The sequence below is a fragment of the uncultured Neptuniibacter sp. genome, assembly GCF_947498015.1.
Lineage (GTDB): Bacteria > Pseudomonadota > Gammaproteobacteria > Pseudomonadales > Balneatricaceae > Neptuniibacter.
In genome coordinates, this window is sequence record NZ_CANMIR010000001.1 from 383815 (window position 1) to 406617 (window position 22803).

The 22803-nt window shown below is 45.6% G+C and carries 21 protein-coding genes; 9 read left to right on the forward strand and 12 right to left on the reverse strand.

The window, feature by feature from the left end; genetic code table 11:
- The first annotated feature begins 250 nt into the window (after positions 1 to 250).
- From Q0882_RS01930 to Q0882_RS01940, 3 genes are all read left to right on the forward strand, one after another.
- Positions 251 to 535: a metalloregulator ArsR/SmtB family transcription factor gene (locus Q0882_RS01930; RefSeq protein WP_299177433.1), complete on the forward strand. Its 285-nt coding sequence runs from the start codon at positions 251 to 253 to the stop codon at positions 533 to 535.
- Between the two features lie 110 nt (positions 536 to 645).
- Entirely contained in the window at positions 646 to 1656 is a 1011-nt protein-coding gene (locus tag Q0882_RS01935) for a M48 family metallopeptidase (protein WP_299177251.1), read from the forward strand.
- Between the two features lie 110 nt (positions 1657 to 1766).
- On the forward strand, positions 1767 to 2405 hold the full coding sequence (locus tag Q0882_RS01940; RefSeq protein WP_299177254.1) for an XRE family transcriptional regulator: 639 nt from the start codon (positions 1767 to 1769) through the stop codon (positions 2403 to 2405).
- Positions 2406 to 2556: 151 nt separating this feature from the next.
- Here the strand turns inward: Q0882_RS01940 and Q0882_RS01945 are convergent, their stop codons facing one another.
- On the reverse strand, positions 2557 to 3081 hold the full coding sequence (locus Q0882_RS01945) for a hypothetical protein (RefSeq protein ID WP_299177257.1): 525 nt from the start codon (positions 3079 to 3081) through the stop codon (positions 2557 to 2559).
- Positions 3082 to 3090: 9 nt separating this feature from the next.
- Complete coding sequence (locus Q0882_RS01950; RefSeq protein WP_299177260.1) at positions 3091 to 3945, reverse strand: TraB/GumN family protein; 855 nt, start codon at positions 3943 to 3945, stop codon at positions 3091 to 3093.
- 151 nt (positions 3946 to 4096) lie between these two features.
- On the opposite strand from Q0882_RS01950, the gene Q0882_RS01955 reads away from it, so the two are divergent.
- Entirely contained in the window at positions 4097 to 4891 is a 795-nt protein-coding gene (locus Q0882_RS01955; protein ID WP_299177263.1) for a response regulator, read from the forward strand.
- 225 nt (positions 4892 to 5116) lie between these two features.
- Positions 5117 to 6877 carry a DEAD/DEAH box helicase gene (locus Q0882_RS01960; RefSeq protein WP_299177266.1) on the forward strand — a complete coding sequence of 587 codons (1761 nt, stop codon included), beginning with the start codon at positions 5117 to 5119 and terminating at the stop codon, positions 6875 to 6877.
- 163 nt (positions 6878 to 7040) lie between these two features.
- Here the strand turns inward: Q0882_RS01960 and Q0882_RS01965 are convergent, their stop codons facing one another.
- On the reverse strand, positions 7041 to 7427 hold the full coding sequence (locus Q0882_RS01965; protein WP_299177269.1) for a RidA family protein: 387 nt from the start codon (positions 7425 to 7427) through the stop codon (positions 7041 to 7043).
- Positions 7428 to 7491: 64 nt separating this feature from the next.
- Entirely contained in the window at positions 7492 to 7923 is a 432-nt protein-coding gene (locus Q0882_RS01970) for a hypothetical protein (protein WP_299177272.1), read from the reverse strand.
- 122 nt (positions 7924 to 8045) lie between these two features.
- On the opposite strand from Q0882_RS01970, the gene Q0882_RS01975 reads away from it, so the two are divergent.
- Positions 8046 to 8822 carry a TlyA family RNA methyltransferase gene (locus Q0882_RS01975; protein WP_299177275.1) on the forward strand — a complete coding sequence of 259 codons (777 nt, stop codon included), beginning with the start codon at positions 8046 to 8048 and terminating at the stop codon, positions 8820 to 8822.
- Between the two features lie 35 nt (positions 8823 to 8857).
- Here the strand turns inward: Q0882_RS01975 and Q0882_RS01980 are convergent, their stop codons facing one another.
- Positions 8858 to 9064 (reverse strand): DUF1289 domain-containing protein, encoded by a 207-nt coding sequence (locus Q0882_RS01980; RefSeq protein WP_299177278.1) that lies wholly within the window; start codon positions 9062 to 9064, stop codon positions 8858 to 8860.
- Between the two features lie 191 nt (positions 9065 to 9255).
- Between Q0882_RS01980 and msrB the strand changes: the two genes are divergently transcribed.
- On the forward strand, positions 9256 to 10392 hold the full coding sequence (msrB, locus tag Q0882_RS01985) for a peptide-methionine (R)-S-oxide reductase MsrB (RefSeq protein WP_299177281.1): 1137 nt from the start codon (positions 9256 to 9258) through the stop codon (positions 10390 to 10392).
- 55 nt (positions 10393 to 10447) lie between these two features.
- Here msrB and hisA read toward each other — a convergent pair whose 3' ends face one another.
- Together hisA and Q0882_RS01995 are read right to left on the reverse strand one after the other, a co-directional pair.
- The gene (gene hisA / locus Q0882_RS01990; RefSeq protein WP_299177284.1) at positions 10448 to 11203 is read right to left on the reverse strand and encodes a phosphoribosylformimino-5-aminoimidazole carboxamide ribotide isomerase; all 756 of its coding nucleotides are present in this window, start codon (positions 11201 to 11203) and stop codon (positions 10448 to 10450) included.
- Positions 11204 to 11483: 280 nt separating this feature from the next.
- The gene (locus Q0882_RS01995; RefSeq protein WP_299177287.1) at positions 11484 to 12377 is read right to left on the reverse strand and encodes a LysR family transcriptional regulator; all 894 of its coding nucleotides are present in this window, start codon (positions 12375 to 12377) and stop codon (positions 11484 to 11486) included.
- A gap of 105 nt (positions 12378 to 12482) precedes the next feature.
- Here Q0882_RS01995 and Q0882_RS02000 point away from each other — a divergent pair, with 105 nt between their 5' ends.
- Positions 12483 to 13274: a glutathione S-transferase family protein gene (locus tag Q0882_RS02000; RefSeq protein ID WP_299177289.1), complete on the forward strand. Its 792-nt coding sequence runs from the start codon at positions 12483 to 12485 to the stop codon at positions 13272 to 13274.
- A gap of 329 nt (positions 13275 to 13603) precedes the next feature.
- Positions 13604 to 14674: an AmmeMemoRadiSam system radical SAM enzyme gene (gene amrS / locus Q0882_RS02005; protein ID WP_299177291.1), complete on the forward strand. Its 1071-nt coding sequence runs from the start codon at positions 13604 to 13606 to the stop codon at positions 14672 to 14674.
- Between the two features lie 182 nt (positions 14675 to 14856).
- On the opposite strand, the gene Q0882_RS02010 is transcribed toward amrS, so the two are convergent.
- From Q0882_RS02010 to hrpA, 5 genes are all read right to left on the reverse strand, one after another.
- Positions 14857 to 15348, reverse strand: coding sequence for an STAS domain-containing protein (locus Q0882_RS02010; protein WP_299177294.1), 492 nt, complete (start codon positions 15346 to 15348; stop codon positions 14857 to 14859).
- Positions 15349 to 15350: 2 nt separating this feature from the next.
- Positions 15351 to 16520 (reverse strand): SpoIIE family protein phosphatase, encoded by a 1170-nt coding sequence (locus Q0882_RS02015; protein ID WP_299177296.1) that lies wholly within the window; start codon positions 16518 to 16520, stop codon positions 15351 to 15353.
- 145 nt (positions 16521 to 16665) lie between these two features.
- Entirely contained in the window at positions 16666 to 17367 is a 702-nt protein-coding gene (locus tag Q0882_RS02020) for a VacJ family lipoprotein (protein ID WP_299177298.1), read from the reverse strand.
- Between the two features lie 169 nt (positions 17368 to 17536).
- Positions 17537 to 18481 (reverse strand): porin, encoded by a 945-nt coding sequence (locus Q0882_RS02025; protein WP_299177300.1) that lies wholly within the window; start codon positions 18479 to 18481, stop codon positions 17537 to 17539.
- 359 nt (positions 18482 to 18840) lie between these two features.
- Positions 18841 to 22773, reverse strand: a complete 3933-nt coding sequence (hrpA, locus tag Q0882_RS02030) for an ATP-dependent RNA helicase HrpA (RefSeq protein ID WP_299177301.1) — start codon at positions 22771 to 22773, stop codon at positions 18841 to 18843.
- Between the last annotated feature and the right edge of the window lie 30 nt (positions 22774 to 22803).

The window sequence follows — 22803 nt, forward strand, 5'->3', positions numbered from 1 at the left end:
AAACACCTACAATCTGAGGTATTATTTGATCTGTTATAAAAAACTGTTTATTAATAACCGTTTTAACAAACGGCAGGCATGACGCTGATTGAGCCCTGTTGTACGGAAACCGATCATTAGATACTCAACCCCAGATGTATCAATGATTCACAGCTGCTCACACGATGATAAGAACAATACAGCGCTTCGGAGTGTTAAATTGAACGATACAATTACTGCAGCCTCGCTAGATGCTGAAACCCTGGAAATGATGAAAACCAATGCGGGTAAAGCAGCGAAACTAATGAAGGCCCTCGGGAATGAAAGCCGCTTGCTCATCCTCTGCTACCTGGATGGCAAAGAGCTCTCAGTAACCGAGCTGAATAACTGTTTGGATCTGAGCCAATCAGCCCTCTCTCAACATCTGGCGGTGCTTCGCAAAGATGGGCTGGTCAAAACGCGGCGTGAATCACAAACTATCTACTACTCTCTTGAGGGTGATACCGCAAAGCGGATTATTCACACACTTCATGAGATGTTCTGCCCAGCAATGTAATCATCAAGCCGCTCAATGTAGCGGCTTTTTCATGCCGGAATGAAAATTGATATGCCTGTTACTGCAAAAAGTACCTTAAATGTAATTCGATTCGGGGCTTGGGCTTTATCATGAATCGGGCCCTGACTGTTTCCTTCTTTCTTTCATTCAGCTTTGTAGCCGCTTGTTCAGCTCCAGATGTAAAAATTCCCAAGCTGAGCGATGAGGCGGTAAAAGCCGAGCGACAACATCAATTAGAGCAATCCATCACTTACCAACGCTCTCAAACAATCAGATTGGCGGAGACTGCACATCCATTATTAAAACTGGCACCTATCGCTTGTGAAAATAAGACCCGCTACCGTTTAGGGGTCCTGCTGCATTCACTGGAGCAATATAGTGATCACCAAAAGCCTGCTGCGAAATCGCTATATCAGTTCGATAACGCTGTTCAGGTAAACCATGTATTAACTCAGGGCCCTGCGGACGGTCATTTACAGCACGGCGATAAGCTTGTCGCGATCAATGGTTCTCTGCTGTCAGGTGCTCATACAACACAGCTCAAGATAATTAAGGATGCGCTCAGATCAGGTACCCCTGTTAAGCTTCAATTCTGGCGTCATGAAGAGCAACAACAAACCACCATCACACCTGAGCAAGTATGTGACTATCCTGTTCTTTTACGAAACAGTGATATGGTGAATGCTTATGCAGATGGTAGTAATATCATCATCACCTCAGGCCTGATGCGATATGCTGAAAAAGATTCAGAACTTGCCATGATCATCGCCCATGAGATGGCCCATAACAGTCAACAGCATATCTGGAAACGTCTGAAAAATACTGCACTGGGTAGCCTGATCGACATTGCTCTGATCACTCAGGGTATCGTCTCGCCCTTCATAAATGCGGGAATCGGTGGCAACTTATATAGTCAACACTACGAACTGGAAGCGGATATTGTTGCGGTAAGAATGTTATATAAAAGCGGTTTCAGTCTTGAAGGGATAGATCAGTTCTGGCGTAAGATCGCTGCCATCCACCCCCGCTCAATTACCCATGGAAAACTGGTTTCACATCCCACAACAGTTGAGCGTGTACTGGTCATCCAGAAAGAGATTTCACAACTAACAACCCCCTGAGTCTGTTGCTTTTAGCCTAGAGTACAGTTTCTTGAAACCATGTATACTGTCTCCATAACGGTTTCACATACCCTCTAAGAAGAACTATAGGTAGATCTGGAGTTGCATTAATGTCTGACGAGCCATTTTTCCTCAAGGAAGAAAAAGAAAAACTAGGGCTGAACAGAGCCAACGGACAAACTGAAGCAACCCTTGAACCCTTACAGCTGGGTAAACGGGTCAAAGAGATACGCTTGAGCCAGAACCTCACGCTGGAAGAAGCCAGCAAGCTGACGGGGCTTGCCCGCTCAACCCTGTCCAAAATTGAAAATGAGCAGATCTCACCCACTTTCAGCGCTGTAAACAAATTGGTTAAAGGGCTGGGAATCGATATCCCTCAACTGTTCTCACAACCCAAGCGCGGAGCAGGTGCCGGCGGCCGCCGGGATATCACTCGTGGTGGCGAGGGGCAACCACACCCGACCCCGACCTATGAACATGAACTACTAGCAACGCAACTTAGTACAAAAAAAATGATCCCTTACCGCACGACGGTCAGGGCAAGGAGTTTTGATGAATACCCCGAATGGGTTCGGCATGACGGAGAGGAGTTTCTCTTTGTACTTCGTGGATCATTACTTCTTTATACTGAGTTTTACGAGCCGCTGGAGCTATTTTCCGGAGACTCTGCATACTATGACTGCGAAATGGGCCACGCTCTGATATCCACAAGCGAAGAGGATGCCGAAGTGATATGGGTTACCGCCTGATTCAGAGCATAATGGCTTTCTTCAGCAAGCTCTTAAGTCATTTTAATCGGTGATAATTCTGAATTTTCAGTTATACTGATTTCAACCTTCCTGAACACCGTCACAATGTTGTTTGTCTCTACAAACGAATTCTGTGGCGGTTTTTTTTACCCTACCATCCAAAGCCTGCCAATGAGATTGCATTCCCAGATTGCCACTCTCCAGAGGAGAGCATAAGAGAGAATCCATCCTTCTCATCAACACCTGACAACAATTCAAAGTAAGACTCCAGCTCCTTATCCAGAGGCTGACTCTCCCTGCGGTTGCACCATAGCTCAAATGTATCTACAGCGAACATCGAAAAGGGCTGCCCGTCGAGAAATGAAAGCCAACTGTCCAATAAGGCTTTATCCGTATCCGCCATCATCATTCCAAGCGTTTTTTGTCGCTGGGTAAGTCGCGAAATAGCCCTATCCTTATCGGTGATCAGAACGGGATATTCCTTATCGTCTGGTAGTTCAATCATTGGATTTTGAGAGTTATCAACCTTGTAGAATTTGATATCGTCTTTGTCAAACGGTAACAACCAATACAGAGGGATAGCATGATTCGCAGCACAGAGCATTTCAGCTCGCTGCTCACCCCCTCCATCAGCAGCCGAACCCACGCCCATTAAAATAATCCGTGTCCCTAACATATTTTTCTCCTACATCTGCTCAACACTGTATCCTGATTCTTGTAGCCTTTTCAAAATACCATCCGGTCCGATGAGGTGTGCGGCCCCTACCAAGATCAGCTCGACCTCTTCCGTCCGCAGCATAGATTCTATAGCGGGAAACCAACGCTGATTTCGTTCGACAAGTAAAGATTGATACACATTGGGGTAATCCTCACGCATCTCATCTAACACATCCTTTTCTAACTCTAGGGTGTTCCCGGATTTCCAGTGCCGTACCATCTCGCGCATCATGCCTTCAGTTTTCTTTACATCATCCAAGGTTTGACGGAGAAAACGCTCCTCATTACCCGTCCCCATATCCACAAGGAAACCAAGATGCTCATCAATGGTTTCAAGCCCGATTACGGCTTTGCCATCCTTCATTGCACGTTTATAGTAGACAGAGTCGGCGCCGTCAGCTGATATCCCCAATCGCCTGAATTCAATTCCCAACATCGTAATCATCACACCTGCTGGTTTCATCCCGATAAACAGATGTGGCATCAAGCCACGCTCTTTCAGATACTGATTCAGATCCGCATACAGTTCAGCAGAGATCAGTTCATTGAGTAAACGGCCATCCTGATAAGACAATCCGGACATTAATTTAACTTGAGTTTGAGGCTGGAATAACTTTTCCATCTCTGTTTCCAGCACGACAACCTCTGCTTCACGGTATGCCTGATCGAATGCTTGCGGAAAAGGGAGGTCTGAGGGGGACAATATATGGATCGTCCCTCCCAAATAGAGCAAACGATCACCCTGGCTGACTTTCCAGATCGATGTTTCTGCTAGCAAAGTGTTACTTAAAAACAGTAACCAGATAAGCGTTAAATATTTCATATCTATCATCCATCTCATGCAATAGATCCAGAGTAGCACTATGACAGAGAAACTTTGGAGGTAAATTCCCACTAACACCCCGAAAATCACTTCAAAATCAGAATCGATCACTGGTATGCTCAAGCAATACAAGGATAGACAGGGAAAAGTAATGGTAAGTTTAACCTCTGCAGATCTGAATATTTTACTTGTTGAACCCTCAGCCGTTCAGCGCAAGATTATTCGTCAAGAATTTCAAAGAGAGTGCGTAGATGCGATCGATGAGGCCGACTCCGTTCAATCCGCATTAGCAAGAATTAAAGCGGTCTGCCCTGACCTTGTTGTGAGTGCGCTCTACCTTCCTGATGGCTCTGCCATGGATATTCTGGACACCATCCGTTCGGATGAGGCTACGGCCGATCTTCCTTTTATGTTGATCTCCAGTGAAACTCGTCACGAACAACTGGATCAGTTTAAACAAGCCGGTGTAATAGCCATACTCCCTAAGCCTTTCAATAGTGAACACCTGGGAACCGCTATCAATTCGACACTGGACCTGCTCTCACAGCATGATCTTGAGCTGGAGTATTATGATCCAGCTGCATTACGTGTACTGGTGGTCGATGATAGCCGCATGGCACGTAATATCATTATCCGTGTACTGGAAACTTTGGGTATCTCTCATATCACTCAAGCTGTAGATGGATCTGAGGCGATTCAACTACTCAATCAGGGTTTCGATCTGGTCATCACTGATTACAATATGCCCGAAATCAATGGCTTAGAATTGACCGAACATATACGTAATTCTGGTGATTATTCCCACCTTCCTGTCTTGATGGTCTCAAGTGAAGCAAGCCAGGCTCATTTGAGTAACATTTCAAGGTCTGGCGTAAATGCTCTGACAGATAAACCGTTTGAACCTGCCATAGTCAAACAGTTACTGGCCAGGATACTCGAGGAATAACCAAGCATGACAACCCCTCACGTCCCTCCTGTATAGCTTGAAGCAGTCAACCTCCATTAAAGACGGCACCCGATAAGATAACGGTATAAAGCTGATTAAAAAGCCATCTTCCTTGCTCTATAGGCTATGAGGTGTATAATCGCACGCTTTCCCACCAGAGCAGCCTATACTGTATCTACAACATTGATGCAGCCTGCCCTAATTCCAAACAGGTAACTCAAAGAGATGAATTCAGAAGATCAGCTATCTTTTGCTGAGCTTGGCCTTGCGGCTCCCGTGTTAAAAGTGCTGGACGAGATCGGTTATGAAACCCCTTCTCCCATCCAAGCGGCCAGTATCCCACATTTGCTGGAAGGTAGAGACCTTCTAGGTATCGCTCAGACGGGTACCGGTAAAACAGCTGCATTTTCCCTGCCATTGCTATCTCGGCTTGACCTAAAGAGCCGTCATACACAGCTTCTGATTCTGGCTCCTACCCGAGAGTTAGCCATTCAGGTGGCCGAAGCATGCCAGACTTACGCCCGCAACCTGCCAGACTTTCATGTACTGCCCATCTACGGTGGTCAGGCTTACGATAGTCAATTACGCCAACTTAAGCGCGGTGCACAGGTGGTTGTCGGTACGCCGGGACGCGTTATGGATCATATGCGTCGTGGCTCACTGAAGCTTAATAACCTGCAGGCACTGGTCCTGGACGAAGCAGATGAAATGCTTCGCATGGGCTTTATAGATGATGTTGAGTGGGTTTTAGAACATACACCCGATGATCGCCAGATCGCACTGTTCTCTGCAACGATGCCATCCCAGATCAAAACCGTCGCTGACAAGTATCTTAATCAACCGGCCGAAGTCCGGATTAAGGCTAAAACAGCAACGGCTACAACGATTACCCAGAAGTACCTTCGCGTTTCAGGTAACCAGAAGCTGGATGGGCTGACCAGAATTCTGGAGATGCAGTCTTTTGATGCCATGCTGATCTTTGTGAGAACAAAATCAGCTACAGTCGAACTTGCCGAAAAATTGGCCGCTCGTGGTTACGCTTGTGAAGCCCTCAATGGCGATATCTCACAGAATCTGCGTGAACGTACAATCGAAAAGCTAAAACGTGGCCAGATCGATATTCTGATCGCTACTGATGTGGTTGCACGTGGACTTGATGTTGAACGTATCAGTCACGTACTGAACTACGATATCCCTTACGACACAGAGTCTTACATCCACCGTATTGGTCGTACCGGCCGAGCTGGTCGTGAAGGTGAAGCTATTCTGTTTGTATCACCACGTGAACAACGGATGCTTAAATCCATTGAGCGTGCGACTCGACAGAAGATCGACGCGATGCAGCTTCCTTCCACTGATGATATCAATGAGAAACGTGTCCAGCGATTTGTAGACCGGATTACGCAGACCATCGATGGTCAGGAACTGGATTTCTACAGAAACCTGCTGACAGAATATCAGCAGGAGCATGATGCTGACCCACTCGTCATTGCCTCAGCGCTGGCGCACCTGCTGCAAGGTGAAACGCCCCTGCTAATGAAAGAGCAGGAAAGGCCTGCACGCCGCGAGCGTGAAGGGCGAAATGAACAGCAGGGTAAACGACCGCCGCGCGGCATCTCATCAAAAGCAAAACCACTGAAAGAAAATCCCGATGTAGAGATGAAGCGCTACATGATTCAGGTTGGTCATGAGCATGGCGTAGCCCCAAAGAATATTGTGGGTGCAATAGCGAATGAAGCTGAGCTGGATGCAAACTTTATCGGTGCGATTGAGATCTTCGATGACTGTTCCACTGTTGATCTTCCAGCGGGCATGCCTAAGTATGTTGTCCAGCAACTCAGAAAAGCGGTTGTTTGCGGCCAGCGCCTGAATATCAGCGACATGTCTGCTAATAAGGGTGGCAAACCAAGAACAAGCAACAACAAAGGCGGCCGAAACCGCCCGCGTCGTCAGAAGAAAGATTCTAATAAGAGCAAAGACAGCTAAGCCTGATCGGGATGTAAATAGGCTTTGCTAAGGATTACCCTTGCTGGTAATTCAATCTTCATCGAATATCCTGCACCCCCTTCGCAGGATATTCGATGGCCTCTAATGGAATAGACAAAAAAAGGCAGGCTATTAAGCCTGCCTTTTTTTCATCTAAAATAACTTACTCAGCCGTCACCATAATCGCTTCCACCTCGATATCCGCATCTTTGGGTAACTGCTTAACAGCAAACGCAGCACGTGCAGGGTAGGGCTCTTCAAAATACCGCGCCATCACCTCATTCACCGTTGCAAAAAAGCCCATATCCGAGAGCAAAATCGTCACTTTTACAACATCAGAAAGCGATCCGCCTGCCGCTTCAGCTACAGCCTGAAGGTTCTTAAAAACCTGTTCAGCTTGTGCTTCAAAAGATTCAGTCACCATCTCCATTGATTCAGGAATCAATGGGATCTGGCCAGACATATAAACCGTGCTACCAACCCGCACGGCCTGAGAATATGTTCCAATTGCAGACGGTGCATTTTCAGTACTGATGATACTTTTATTCATGATTACCCCTGAAAAGGTATGCTTCTATACAAATATTGATACAAAACCCGCTCCAAAAGCTACATTAACGAGCTTTGGAAGCGATCTTTACTTTGACTCTGGAGGGCGCATTTGGGTAGAAGAAACAGTTTAAAACCGCACTTCCCTCTTCCTCGAAGTAAACCATAGCTCCCTCACTTTCATCCAACCAACGCACCTTATCAAAATCCTGCCCGTTCCAGTAACGATTCCAGAACTGAGATCGCGCAGCTCGCATTTCAAATGCCCTGGAACAATATTGCTCAGCTTGCTTACGGTAGCGCTTACTCCAGCAATCCAGGCTTTTCTTACACTTCGAAAAAGCTACACGCGTACTCGTTTTTTTGTATAACTGTACACATTGACTTCGCACGGCCGGATTAATGTATTCACGGCACTTAGCCAAGTCAGCCTCATTGGCCCCAGCCCATCCATACAATGGCATCAGTAAGAAAATAATCGGGATTAACTTGCGCATTTTCCTTTCCTTAATCGGATCTGCATCGGCAATTACATTGCAGTTTACACTGCACTCAAAGTTCTAACCAGTAGATCTGAATATGCGTATAATCTGCCCTTTACACAAATCTCGGATCAATAATGCAAAGAGCTGATCTACTTCTTGTTGAAAAGGGTCTTGCCAAAACTCGCACTCACGCCCAACGACTGATTAAGAACGATAAAGTAGAGGCCTTCCATAAAGGTAAGTGGCAGGTACTGCATAAACCGGGTATCAAACTGGATCAAGAGACCCTCTTTAAAGTGGAGCCAGATGCCGCTGATCAATTTGTATCGCGGGGGGCACTAAAACTTCAGAGTGCTCTGGAACGGCATCCCTTTGAGCTAGGTAACAAAATCGCCATCGATATAGGCCAATCAACTGGCGGGTTCACAGATTGCCTACTGCAAGCTGGCATCGGCCATGTGGTTGGTATTGAGGTTGGGCACGACCAGCTAGCTGAAAAGTTGCGCCAAGATTCCAGAGTTACCTGCCTTGAGGGTGTTAATGCACGCGCTCTGCCCCAGGAAGAGCTGCTACACCACGCCCATGATCCAGGATTTGACTTGGCCGTCATGGACGTTTCTTTTATCTCTCAACAAAAGATCCTTCCCTCTCTGATCCCTTTAATTGCCCCGGAAGGTTATCTGATCAGCTTGGTTAAGCCACAGTTTGAGGTTGGGAAAAAAGGCATAGGGCGCGGTGGAATTGTTCGAGACGAAACCCTATATCCACAGGTTAAAACCGATATCATCAGATGCTGCGAAAAGCTCAACCTGAAGATTATCGACTATTTTGACAGCCCGATAAAAGGTGGAGATGGCAACAGAGAATTTCTACTAATCGCTCAGAAAGCTCGCCCTGATAACGGTGACTAATCATTCTTCATAATGGGGGGTTAATGTCTGCTAGCTTAAGAGCTAAACTCCAGATTGCGATAACGAGCTTTTCTCTGTTGCGCATCCAGCATAATATTCCCCCTCTCCAGCTCTGAGACCTTGCTCCACCTCAAAATCTCTTCAAGTGTCCGATAGCAACCTAAACACACATCCTCTTGATTAAGGCAGCAATTACGAACACAGGGTGAAAGTATTTGCCCTACCTCTTTTTCTTTGATCATAGTTCCATCCCTTTATACGATCAGGAAAGCATCTTGTAAGTTTAGTTCAACCGGTAAAACAATTCTTTTTCTCCTCCGCAAGCCGTAATAAAAAAGGCTTAATTGAACCTCTCTTGATTCATGGGGAACCAATATCATTTCTAAGCCTCTAAATCCCACGATTGTATAAAGTGGTATAGAGGCTTTGGGATATGAAGAAAATAATAATGGCATCCGTTCTGGCAATTGGAGGTATAGTTGTTACAACACTGACCTCCGGTACCGAAAACCGTACATCAACCTCAGCAGCAGAACCAATCTCCACGTCTCAAATCGCCGTAGCAACATTTGCAGGAGGGTGTTTCTGGTGTACCGAAGCAGACTTCGAGAAACTTACCGGTGTAGTTCAGGTGATTTCTGGCTACAGTGGTGGAGATAAAGAAAACCCGACCTACCAACAGGTCTCCTCAGGACAAACCAAGCACACAGAAGCGATTCAGGTTTATTACAACCCCGATGTCATCTCCTACTCTGGTCTGCTAGAGAAACTTTGGCGTAGCATGGACCCCACTGACGGAAAGGGACAATTTGTAGACCGAGGCGCGCAATATCGACCCGCTATCTATTTTCACAACAACGACCAAAAACATGCCATAGAACAATCTATTGCTAAGCTACAGGCCTCCGGTGTTTTTGATAGTGAGCTTGAAACCGAGATCGCACCGTTTAAAAGCTTCTATCCAGCAGAAGAGTACCATCAGGATTACTACGCTCGTAATCCTTTACGATATAGCTATTACCGAAACGGCTCTGGTCGGGACCAGTTTTTAGAGCGCACCTGGGGCGACAAAATCAAATTCGATTACACTCAATTTGAAAATCAGCGCTCTCAAGCTGACCTGATTACTGAAACATACATAAAGCCCTCCGAGCACTATCTGCGAAATCACCTGACCCCTTTACAATATACAGTGACACAGGAAGAGGGAACGGAGCGACCTTTTGATAATGAGTTCTGGAATGAGAAACGTGAGGGTATATACGTCGATATCGTTAGTGGAGAACCGCTATTCTCCTCTAAAGACAAATACAAATCAGGGACAGGCTGGCCCAGCTTTACCCGACCCATACAAGGGGTTTCAATTGTTGAAAAAGAGGACAACTCTCTTTTTATGAAACGCACAGAGGTCAGAAGCCTTCATGCTGACTCACACCTGGGTCACCTCTTTAATGATGGTCCAGAGCCAACCGGGTTACGATACTGTATTAATTCTGCCTCCCTCCGTTTCATCCCTAAAGAGGAGCTTGAGCAGCAGGGGTACAGAGAGTTTACAAGCCTGTTTCATTAATCGGAAAACACAAAAAGGCAGCCACACAGGCTGCCTTTTTTCTCAAGATAAAGCTCTAGCGTGCATTCCAAGCAATGCACTCCTGCAGCGTAACCCCTGATCCACCAAATATATCTAATGCACTACCGATCGTCAGATCCACTTTCCCCTGTGAAAGCTTTTCCACAAGTTTCAGATCATCTAAAGAGCGAGCACCACCTGCATAAGTAACCGGAATAGTGCACGCCTCCCCCAAGAGGTTCACAAGATCCTGATCGATCCCCCCCTGCAGCCCCTCAACGTCGGCAGCATGAATCAAAAACTCGGCGCAATGATCACTTAGCTCAGATAAGGTTTCAGCGGTAATTGCCGTAGACGTTACTGTCTGCCACCGATCAGTAGCTATATGCCAACCACTCTCCGTTTTACGACAGCTTAAATCAAGGACCAGACGCTCGGCACCGGTTTCTGCTTTTATCCCCTCCAAACGCTCCCAACTAAACTGCCCCTGCTCAAAAAGGTAAGAGGTGACAATAACGTGCGAAGCTCCTGCTTCAAGATAGCTCGTAGCATTTTCACGATTAACGCCCCCGCCAAACTGTAGTCCACCAAACCAGGTTTTGAGTGCAAGTAATGCTTGCGCTTGATTTCCCGGTCCCAGAGCAATTACATGGCCACCCTTGAGATCATGACGTTTGTATAAGTCTGCGTAATATGCGGCATCGTGGGTACTGACAAAATTAGTATCTGCACCACTCTCTTTAAGACTACCTCCCACTATCTGCTTAACTTGCCCCTGGTGTAGATCGATACATGGACGGAAGTATGTCAAAGTAAGCTCCTGAAACTGCACTGATAAATTGACCCCATTTTACCGCTCGATAATGCTTAGGTACATCAACGTCCGCAAAAATAACAATTGAGTCACAACTGTTGTTATTTGATTTAACATCAGCCACTAGGCCTGGCATCCAAAGAATCAACCGTATCTTTTTTAGCATCCGTTACTTCCACTAGGGGACGTTTGCTTTCATCTGGCATATTGTGCTGGAATTCACCCTAGACTTGTCTACGAGTCAGCATAAAATCTCATTTTGGGATACGCCTGCTTATTACCAATCTTCGGTATTCAGATTCTCTTTTAAAAAGTCGATAAATAATCGGACCTTTGCTGGCAGAAAGCGCCGGTGTGGATAGATTGCATTGACCCACTGAGGATCAGTCTCATAATTTAGCAAAAGGGGCACAAGAGCCCCCGAATCCAGAGCACTTTTTAACATAAATCCAGAAAGCCTGACGATCCCTCCACCCTTAATGGCATATTCGTACAATGCTTCCACATTATCGGTAATGAAGTTTCCCTGAACATCTACCGTTTCAATATCCTCCCCTTTACGGAAATGCCAGCGATTAAAACCCTCACGGGAGCTAAGCCTCAAGCAGTTATGCTGGGATAACTCACTAGGAGTATCCGGATAACCATAGCGTCTTAGATATTCCGGAGCCGCACAAATAATGCGCTGGCTGCTCCCTAATGGACTGGCAACCAGACTGCTCTCTTCAAGCTCTCCTAATCGAATAGCAAGGTCTACACTTTCGGCAACCAGGTCGATAGGTCTCCCTGTCAGTTGTAGCTCAACCGTTAAGGATGGATAGCGTGTCTGAAATGCTGGTAATAAAGGTAATAGTTGGTGATTAGCAAAACCTGAGGAGCAGTTTATTCGCAAAGTACCCTGAGGGTTTACACCAAAAGATTCAATTTCAGCTTCAGCTTCCTCTACTTCATGTAATATTTCATAACACCGTTGATAAAAAAGCTGTCCCGCTTCTGTCAGACTTATCTGGCGTGTTGTCCTGTTCAGTAATCGTGTCTGTAAGCGTTTCTCTAATCTTGAGATCAGCTTGCTTACAGCAGAGGGGGAGATTCCGAGAACCTTCGCTGCTGCAGAAAAACTACCCTCTCTGACCGACTCTGTAAAAGCCTGCATCTCTGACCAACGGTTCAAGATCCGCTCCTTTTATTGATATTTTTTCATAAATGATATGCCACTCATGCCATTTTTCAATAAACCAATCAGATTTATGCTGTCTGAAAAATGAGGAAATGAGTCATGATTGAACTTTACACCCATCCGATGTCTCCCTGCGCCCAGAAGGTCAGAATTGTTCTAGCTGAAAAATCACTAGAATATCAACCACGCTTTGTAGACCTTGCTAACAAAGAGAATCTGAAACCGGAGTATCTCGCGTTGAACCATTTAGGTGTTGTACCAACCTTGGTTCATAACAAACACCCGATAATTGAATCCAGTATCATTTGCGAATATCTCAACGATGCGTTCCCGCAGCACAACTTAAGTCCTGATGATCCACTTGAAAGAGCTGAAATGCGTTTTTGGATGAAACATATCGATACGAAACTTCATCCCTCTTGTGGTGCACTCCAATGGCCGATCATCATGCGTCCTGCTCTGTTGGAAAAGACTGAAACTGAACGAAAAGCCTTACTTGACAGAATACCGGAAAAACCTCGGAGAGAGCGCCAGAAAAGGCTGATGGAGATGGGTCTGGAAGCTCCTGATGTCATTGACGCGGTACAGGTATACCGATCGACTATTCTGCGAATGGAGCAGGCATTAGGTCTGCATAGATGGATTGTCAGTGATCACTTCTCTCTGGCAGATATCTGCCTTGCCCCTTACTTCCAGACTATCTATCAATTTGGCTGGGAGAAAATATATGAAGACTGCCCCAGAGTTACAGATTGGTTTGAGCGATGCTTAAACAGAGACTCCTATCAAAAAGGCGTGAGTTCAGATTTTAACAAAGAGCTCCTGAGTCAATTGAAAGAGCAGGGTCAAATTGCTTGGGAAATTATAGAGCGCCACCTACAACACAAGTAAGATTACCCGCTTTATAAACTCACCTCTGAGTTTAAATGATGAGTACTGTCTGACATAAACCGGTACTCATCATGACAAAAACTAGCTCACCTCTTAATCTTTGCATCACTGGCGCAAATTCATCCATCTGAAATTAAAAAGATTTTGTGTTTTTTTCGCACAGTTTTCTTGAATATATGCAATAAGGTGTCTAGCGGTATTTAAACACAACTTATGCACAAGCTTATCAAACCATTCTGTTAATAGTTTTGCTCTCCAAACATCCTCGGCACTTCCACCATAATCCCTTAATCTGAGCTAGCCTTTAGATAACAACGGGGACCAAACGGATGCGAAGCACAGCTCACCCTACACAATATTGGCACCCACTCAATGATGGAAGGGTTCAATGCGACCTATGTCCCCGTTTTTGCAAGCTGAAAGAGGGACAGCGGGGACTGTGCTACATAAGAGGTAATCACCAAGGTCAGATCAAGCTATACAGCTGGGGAAGATCTAGCGGGTTCTGTATCGACCCTATCGAAAAGAAGCCGCTCAACCATTACTACCCTGGCGAGCCAATTCTTTCCTTTGGTACCGCTGGTTGTAACCTGAATTGTAAATTCTGTCAGAATTGGGATATCAGTAAATCCAGAGATACTGATATTTTGGCTAAAAATGCACTGCCTGAACAGTTAGCAAAAACCGCGTTAAAAAATAACTGTTTAGGAGTTGCCTTTACTTACAATGATCCAGTCATTTTTATGGAATATGCACTGGATGTCGCAGATGCATGCCATGAACTAGGCCTCAAAACCGTTGCTGTCACTGCGGGCTATATCTGTGAAGAACCCAGGAAAACCTTTTTCTCTGCGATGGATGCAGCAAACATTGATCTGAAAAGCTTCTCTGAATCCTTTTATAAAAAGATATGCGGAGGAAGCTTATCTTCTGTACTCGATACACTCCTGCACCTCAGGTTTGAAACTAAAACCTGGTTTGAGATTACAAATCTAATCATTCCGGGAATGAATGACAGTGATCAAGAACTTGAACAGATGTGTCGATGGATTGTGTCTGAACTAGGGCACGATATCCCCATCCATTTCAGTGCCTTCCACCCTGACTATAAGATGCGGGATATCCCACCGACACAGGCTTCCACATTAAGCCGTGCACGCAAGATCGCCCTTAACTGCGGTATTAATTTTGCCTATACCGGCAATATTCATGACGCCGTAGGGGGCAGTACCTTCTGCAGCTATTGTGGTGTACTTCTGATCGAACGGGATTGGTATCAACTAGGTCACTGGTCTCTCAATGAAACCGGAAAATGTCAGAATTGTGGAACGCCTCTGGCAGGGGTATTCAACTCTACCCCTGGAAAATGGGGAAGAAAGAGAGTCATGCTAACGATATAAAAAAGGCCCGATAGCAATTCCATGCTAACGGGCCATTTCCCCGACTTCCTTATCGGACATCACCACATCCTTGGGTGATGAGATGGAGAGAATAATCCTTAATTCAAAATGCAGTTCCTTTGCACTCACCCTCCGAAAACACATTCTAAATAAGTGGGATAAAAGAGATATAGGAATATTTCCTATTTTTCCTTTACAGACTCAAGCGTACTAACAAGATCCTTGAACGCCTCTCTGTTTGTCTCATTCAAATCCATAAGAATTCTATGAGCCGCAATAATTCTTTCCTTCATATCTTCGACAGATTCCTGCACTAACGGAAGCTCTCTAAGTGCCTGAACGTTAGGGGGCAGCTCCTCTAGTAGGAGAAAAATATGATCAAACCCCATCGTATAAAGGATACGAGTGATATCCGGATTTGTGGAAACCAGTGCTGGTTTATCTAAATTAAGGGCCTTTGCCTTGATTGAAAGCTTTGCAATCAAACCTAGTGAGGTACTATCGATCCCCTCAGTTTGGGTCAGATCAATCAACACCTCGGATACAGCATCATCTCGAAGAGATTCTTCCAGATGACGATCAAGGGAGGCACATAATGTCAGACGAACATCACCAACAAACTTTAGAACAAACCGCCCTTCAACCAGCGCTGAGTAGATCGAACCTTCCTGCATACTTACTGCCTGCAAATAGTCATTATCGCAATATCATCGGGAGCAGCTTCGATTATACCGGGAAGTAACACATCCTTGATCCTATCTGGGCCTCCCCCTTTAGTCTCAACCACCGCATCAATCAGTCGCTGCTCTTTAGCGGTCATATCTGACTGAGGGAGTACCTCTAAAATACCATCTGAAAACATCGTTAATTCAAAATCAGCTTTCATAAATAGCTTTCGCTCTTCGAACATCGGCTCAGGAAACAGTCCCACAGGCATCCCCCTCCCCTCCAGGTACCTACTACCCTGGTTGTCTGTCAAAATAGGCATAGGATGGTGACCACCGACAGCATAGGCTAAGGAGCTATCATCGCCATCAAACAAACCAATAAAGATACTTAGATGCTTGCCTAATTCCGTATCTAATAACTCAGAATTAATACGGTACAGAACATCAATCGGCGAGAGAATATCAAAACTCGATCGTCTTCTGAAATTTCTTAGTAGCCTGTTTGTCATATTCTTTAATAAAACAGTCACTAACGCCGACGATGCACCGTGTCCAGAGACATCCGCTAAATAGAAAAGGGTTTTCGTTTCATCTACAGAAATAACATCAACAAAATCGCCACTTAAATAGAGTGAAGGGATCAGCAGATACTTCGCCTGTATACCACCCACTTTTAAATCATTATCTGGCAGCATATTCTGCTGAATTTGACGTGCAGCTTGTTGATCCGCTTGTAGCTCCCCCAAGCTTTTCTCAAGCTCTTCCCGATAGTGTAAATTCTTCTCTACCATCTCCGCTTGTATTAACAATTTGGTGATGGAACGACAAAACGCACGATCATTTTCAGCAACCTCAGATTGAATAAATACATCACTGGCCCCTTTTCTAAGAGCCATAAGAATATTTTCTGAGGAATCATCTACCAACAGAGATAAGAGCGGCTTGGGCTCATGCGCTTCGGCTAACAACTCCAATTCCGCAAAACCCAGCTCCTCGCTTAAACCAACTATAACGAGTGAAAATTCATTTTCATCCAGAAGTTTTAGCGCATAGCTGCTATTGAAGGCTGTCGAAATTTTTACAGGAGGTAGATCTGCTTGATTACAGGCCTCCACAATTGAATCAACTGCTTCAGCTACATGGTCGATCAGAAGTATTGTCTGGTAGGTTTGCCTCATAGCCTAGCCTTTAATTAATAGGCGAAGATCCATGAGACACCACGTTAAATCCAAGCGGCTTAACATGCAATGAAAATTTAATAGATGGGTTTAAATAGAACGTTAATTGCCCCAACCATTAGACAAAAGGTTGGGGCACAATTACTTAGAAATTACTTTCGTCGTAATTTTCAACATCACCATCAGCAATGTCAAATTCACGTTTTTGGAGGTAAGCATCGCGAATAAAGGTGTATTTATCACCAGAGATCAGCTTCTCCGAAGCTAATAGCTGCGCACGCGTATCGATCACACGTGTTAGGTACAATGCATTACGCGCGCCGGTATCATCCAGATGATACACAGGGTCAACCAGAGTATCCGGGTACATTCCAATACCATCGCGTACCGTTGTGGGCCCGAAGAATGGTAAAACTACGTAAGGGCCACTACTAGCCCCCCAATAACCGAATGTTTGGCCAAAATCTTCTTCGTGCTTTTCAATACCCATTGGGCTGGCTACATCAATGAATCCCGCCAAACCAAAAGTAGAGTTGAAGCTCACACGCGCAAAATCCTTACCTGCGTTTTCAAACTTACCCTGCAGAAGGTTATTAATCAGTGTTCCAATATCGGCTAAATTTTCGAAGAAGTTGTGTACTCCCTCTTCAGCCATATCCGGCATTACAGCCTTATAGCCTTTTGTGACGGGCTTAAGTGCATATGTGTCCAATCCATCGTTGAAATTAAACATTGCACGGTTGAAGCCTTCCCAAGGATCAACTTCTACATTTTCAGCCATAACAGGCTGACTCAACGCAAGTGCAACTGCGCCAGCAACAACTAAACCACGAAATTTGGTTATCATCAGGATTCCTTAACCCTTCCCCACTGAATATCGCTCTATTCTATCTGAGATTCTTCCACATGAAAAATAGGAAAAAGACTTAATTTCAAATAGTTAATTTATGGGCCATTAACGAAAAAAGGCTTCCCTAAGGAAGCCTTTTTCAATATTTCCGTAAGGAAATGTCGACTTAGAAGTCTACGCGGTAACCGATAGCTAGACGGTCTACATATTTAGCAGCCAGTGCTTCAGCATCGCTGTCGTAGTCGAAGTAACCTACGTATACACGACCTTTACCCAGTTTCTGCTCAACTTCAGCAGCCCACTGGTCACCGTCGTTGCCATTTAATTCTAGGTTAGAGTAACGCAGTTTAGCGCTCAAACCTTCGCCGAAGTTGTAGATTGCACCAACTTCAGTTGCTTCGTCTTCAACACCAGCGTTTTCCTGCTCTTCGTAACGTGCAACCAGTTTCAGTGCATCGATGTCGTAAGTAGCAGCAACACCCCAAGTCTCACGATCGATCGCATCAACGTCGCCGTAAGAAGCAGCCAGGTACAGACCGTTTGCAGAGTATTTAGCTGCAACGTTATAACCATCTACATCGTCATCAGCATCATCGCCAGAACCAGCAATCACAAGACCCAGTGCAGCCTGGAAGCCACCCATAACAGGTGTCAGGTAAGCCAGAGTGTTATCCTGACGCTTGTGCTGGTTGTTACCCAGCTGCGCCCACTCACCAGCATCGCTAGTTGCAGTGTTGAAGATATCAGTTGGGATATTTACCCACAGGTAGTGAGGGTGGTACTGACGACCCGCCAGAGCAGTACCCCAATCGCCAGTTGCGCCCAGATAAGCTAGACGAGCTGCGAATGTACCAGTACCAGCATCATAAGCATCAGAATCAGTTGTTTCCAGCTGACCTTCCCAGTGGAACAGACCTTTAGTGCCTTCAAGACCCAGATCTACATCACCTTTGATACCGATACGAGTAGACTCGTCACGCAGGTCCAGATCCTGATCATCAGCAGACATCAGAGCTACACGGAAAGAACCGTATAGAGTAGCGTCAGCCTGTGCAACCATTGGAGCAGTCAGAGCGCCAGCAACAGCTAGAGCAATCAGTGACTTTTTCATCAACATTTCCCCTTCAATAATATTCAACATACTAGTAGTGAATTTGTAATTTTTCTTAGCATAACGCGTTAAACACGCTATTACGCTATGAAAATACTATAAAAAAAAAATATTTCAAACAAATGAAAGATTTTTTCCTCTAAATTCTCTCTCGGCAGGTTAGTTAATATCTTTAATTCCTGCCCTACGCTTCTTATTTATACTGCCAGATTTAATTAAAACCATCGCTCTGACAGGCGGCGTAAAATAAATTCCGCGCATTACACCATACCCATATGGCTTGTGCAACCTTTGTGCTACCTATTATCCACCTTTAACGCTGATACAAAAGTATGACACCACCGCTTGATTGACCTGTATCAAGGTATCACTTTACTCCACTGCTGTTTTAGCCTCTTTTCGGAGACGGTCTGGTGTGTACCAAGCTGCTGAGCGAACAGAGAGACCCGAAGTTCCTCAATCATCCAGCGATAGCTCTCCAGCTCAGGATCATAAACACCCTGCCCCTGATGTTTTTCCAGACGCTGTGCATATTGCTGGTACATCTGCATCAGCATGTCACTATAGAGGCACTCTTGTCGGAGGTTGCGCCTGAATTTTTCTAACCGTATCTCTATTGCTTTAAGGTAGCGCTCATAGTTTTCCAAAATCTTGTATGAAGTCTTAGCGATAAAGCCTTCGGGTAAAAGAGCACTCAGCTGTAACTTGATATCATTCAGAACGGTCACTTCATTCAGCTGAACTTTGCCCTTTAACTGTTTTTGGATACGGTTATAAGCTTTAGCAATCTGTTCTATTTTTAACAGTAACTGCTCACTTTTCTCGTACAGATGGCTTTTGCACTCTAGCAACGCCTTTTGATATTGAGCGTTACTGCGTATTAACGCTTCATCTAAGTTCATTAAAGCGCGGCATGCCTGCCAGATTATCTCCCGCTCAAGCTGCTGAGGATTAAATAACCCTCCGCTCAGCAAAACGGTCTGAGTCAGTTTATCCTTACTTAAACCCTTACGTGCGTTACGAACCTGCTCTCGCATATTTAACAATGCGAGCCGTACAGTACCCTGAATGGTTTCCTGTTCCGCTTCAGCCAGATGAGGTTTAAGGCACAGCGTGACACTCTCTTTCTTATCAACCAATGCAGGATAGGCCTCAACCTCTACGCCAGCATACTTACTGACCTTACAGCTGACCTCCAAGGTTTCAAAGTCCCAATCAACCAGACCAGCTCTCCCCCACTCACTGTCGGATTGTTTTGTGAGCCGTTCACTGATTTGAGAAGCAAACTCTTGATTAAGACTCTCCCAGCTGCGCGACTCTTTCAGTAAACGGCCCTTTTCATCAACTAATCGCAAGTTCATCAACAGATGGTCCATTAACTCAACTTGCCTTAACTGACTTTCAACTATCCGAATACCGGTCATACGTAAAAGGTGATGTGCGAACACCTCGTAGAGATTGCCGACACCAAATTCCACCGCCTGCACGAATGCATCAACATAATTGGGCACTGGAACAAAGTGCTTTCTCTGTTGTTTCGGCAGCCCCTTAAGAATCGCCGTGCACTTTTCCTCGAGCATGCCGGGAACAAGCCATTCAATCTGCTGCTGTGGAATCGAGGTTAATAGAGGTAATGGTACTTGCAGTGTTACACCATCATCCTTTGCGCTCGGCGAAAAGTTATAGAACAGCTTAAGCTTGGCATCATCCCATTTCAAAAAATCAGGATAGGCATTTATTGTGACGTGCTCGGCCGACCGCTGCAGGATATCCTCTTCCTGCATAATAAGTGCATCCGGTTGCTGGCCTTCTACCTCTTTGACCCATTTTTCAAAACCAGCACCGTTGACAATATGATCGCCCTTCAGGCTTTTAAACCTGAGGTGATAAAATTCAAAAAGCTGCTCTTCATCAACCAGCAGATCCTTTCTTCGGGACTTCGCCTCTAACCTTTCAACACCGCGCAGGAGGGAACGATTTTTTTTAATAAACGTCGCAGCTGTCCGAAGCTCCCCTTCCACCAATGCCTGACGGATAAAGATTTCGTGTGAAACCTCCTGATCAATTTTACCAAAGCTCACCCTGCGCTTAGGCACAATGATCAGTCCGTACAGCGTCACCTGCTCAATCGCAACAACTTCAGCGCGTTTCTTCTCCCAATGGGGCTCACTGTAACTTTTCTTAATCAGATTAGGAGCTAAACGTTCTGCCCACACTGGATCAATCCTGGCGATGCAGCGTGCGTAGAGCTGGCTTGTTTCAACCATCTCTGCAGCCATAACCCACTTAGGTGCTTTTTTATAGACAACAGAACCAGGAAAGAGAAAGAAGCGGCGATTACGCGCACCCAGGTACTCTTTACCCTCCTGTTTTAACCCCATCTGACTGAGAAGGCCTGCTAATAGAGAACGATGCACTGACTCATAAGACGCCGGCTGGTCCCGCTCAACAAACTTTCCATCTTGCGTTTGCAACTCTTTGCAGATGATATGTAGCTGCCGGTGGGTATCACGCCACTCTCTCATCCTCATATATGAGAGATAGTTTTTAGCACAATACTTTCTTAACTGATTTTGACTGAGTGCCTGACGCTGCTCTTCATAAAGATCCCACAGATTTACAAACGTAAGAAAGTCAGATTCCTCATGCGCATACAAACGATGCTTTTCATCACTAGCCTGGCGCTTTTCCTGGGGACGCTCTCTTGGATCCTGAACACCTAATGCACTCACAATGATCAGGATCTCTCGTAAGCAGTTATTTCTGGCTGCTTCAACCACCATTCGCCCCAAACGAGGATCAATCGGCAGCTTAGATAGCTGCCACCCTACCCGGGTGATCGTTCTCTTTTTATCAACGGCTCCCAGCTCTTCAAGCAGTTTAAATCCATCATTGATGTAGCGGGAATCGGGTGGATCAACGAAAGGGAAAGCTGCAATATCCCCTAATTTAAGTGAAAGCATCTGCAAGATAACCGCAGCAAGATTGGTGCGACGGATCTCAGCATCAGTAAACTCAGGTCGGCCATTGAAATCATCTTCAGAAAACAAGCGAATACATGTTCCTTCAGAAACTCGACCACAGCGTCCAGCTCGCTGATTAGCACTCGCCTGTGAAACAGCTTCAATCGGGAGTCTTTGCACCTTAGAGCGATAGCTATAACGGCTTATCCTGGCTAATCCAGTATCAACTACATACTTAATACCGGGAACCGTAAGCGACGTTTCAGCCACATTGGTGGACAGAACCACCCGGGTACCCACACTCCCCCGCCCCCGTTGAAATACCCGGTTTTGTTCAGCCAGCGACAGCCGGGCATATAAAGGCAGCACATCTACACTTTTCAGCTCTGCCTTACGGAGTGTTTCCGCGGTTTCCCTAATCTCTCTTTCTCCCGGCAAGAAGATCAGAATATCCCCTTGCGGCCCCTTACCCTGCTGCCGTTCACGATCCAGCAGTTCTTCAACCGCAGCCAGTACACCCTGCTGAAGATCAAGCGATTGCTCATCATCACTGTCCATCTCATGCAAAGGCCGATAGAGGATATCTACAGGATAGGTACGCCCCGAAACCTCAATAACTGGTGCATTGTCAAAGTGCTTTGAAAACCGTTCCAGATCAATAGTAGCTGAAGTGATAATAACCTTCAGATCAGGACGTTTAGGCAGGATCCGTTTGATATACCCGAGCAGAAAATCGATATTCAAACTACGCTCATGCGCCTCATCGATGATCAGAACTTCATACTGCTCGAGAAAGCGGTCATGTTTAGTCTCGGCCAGCAATATCCCATCGGTCATAAGCTTGACCTGAGTATTGTCACTAACCTGATCATGGAATCTAACCTGATATCCAACCCGCCCACCTAAGGGGGTTTGAAGCTCATCAGCTATACGACTGGCCACGGTACGAGCCGCCAGCCTTCTCGGCTGGGTATGCCCGATTAGTCCTTTACAGCCCAGCCCCATATCAAGACAGATTTTAGGGAGCTGAGTGGTTTTCCCCGAGCCGGTTTCACCAGCTAAAACCACAACCTGATTTTCAGCGATCGCCTTTGTAATTTCATCACGGCGACTACTGATGGGCAGATCAGGGTAGATAATCTTCTGGCTCAGCCCTCTTCGCTGATCGACCCACTGCAAAGAAACATCTACTTTTTCTGCGATCTTAGATAACTCACTTTCTGATACATCTGTTCTGCGCGCTTTATCGATCAATCGCTTAAGACGAAACCGATCTGAGATACGGCAATCAGACAGGCAGGCATAGAGTTGTTGTACAGAGGCGCTCAAAGTGAAATATCCCACGGCATAAAAAAAGGG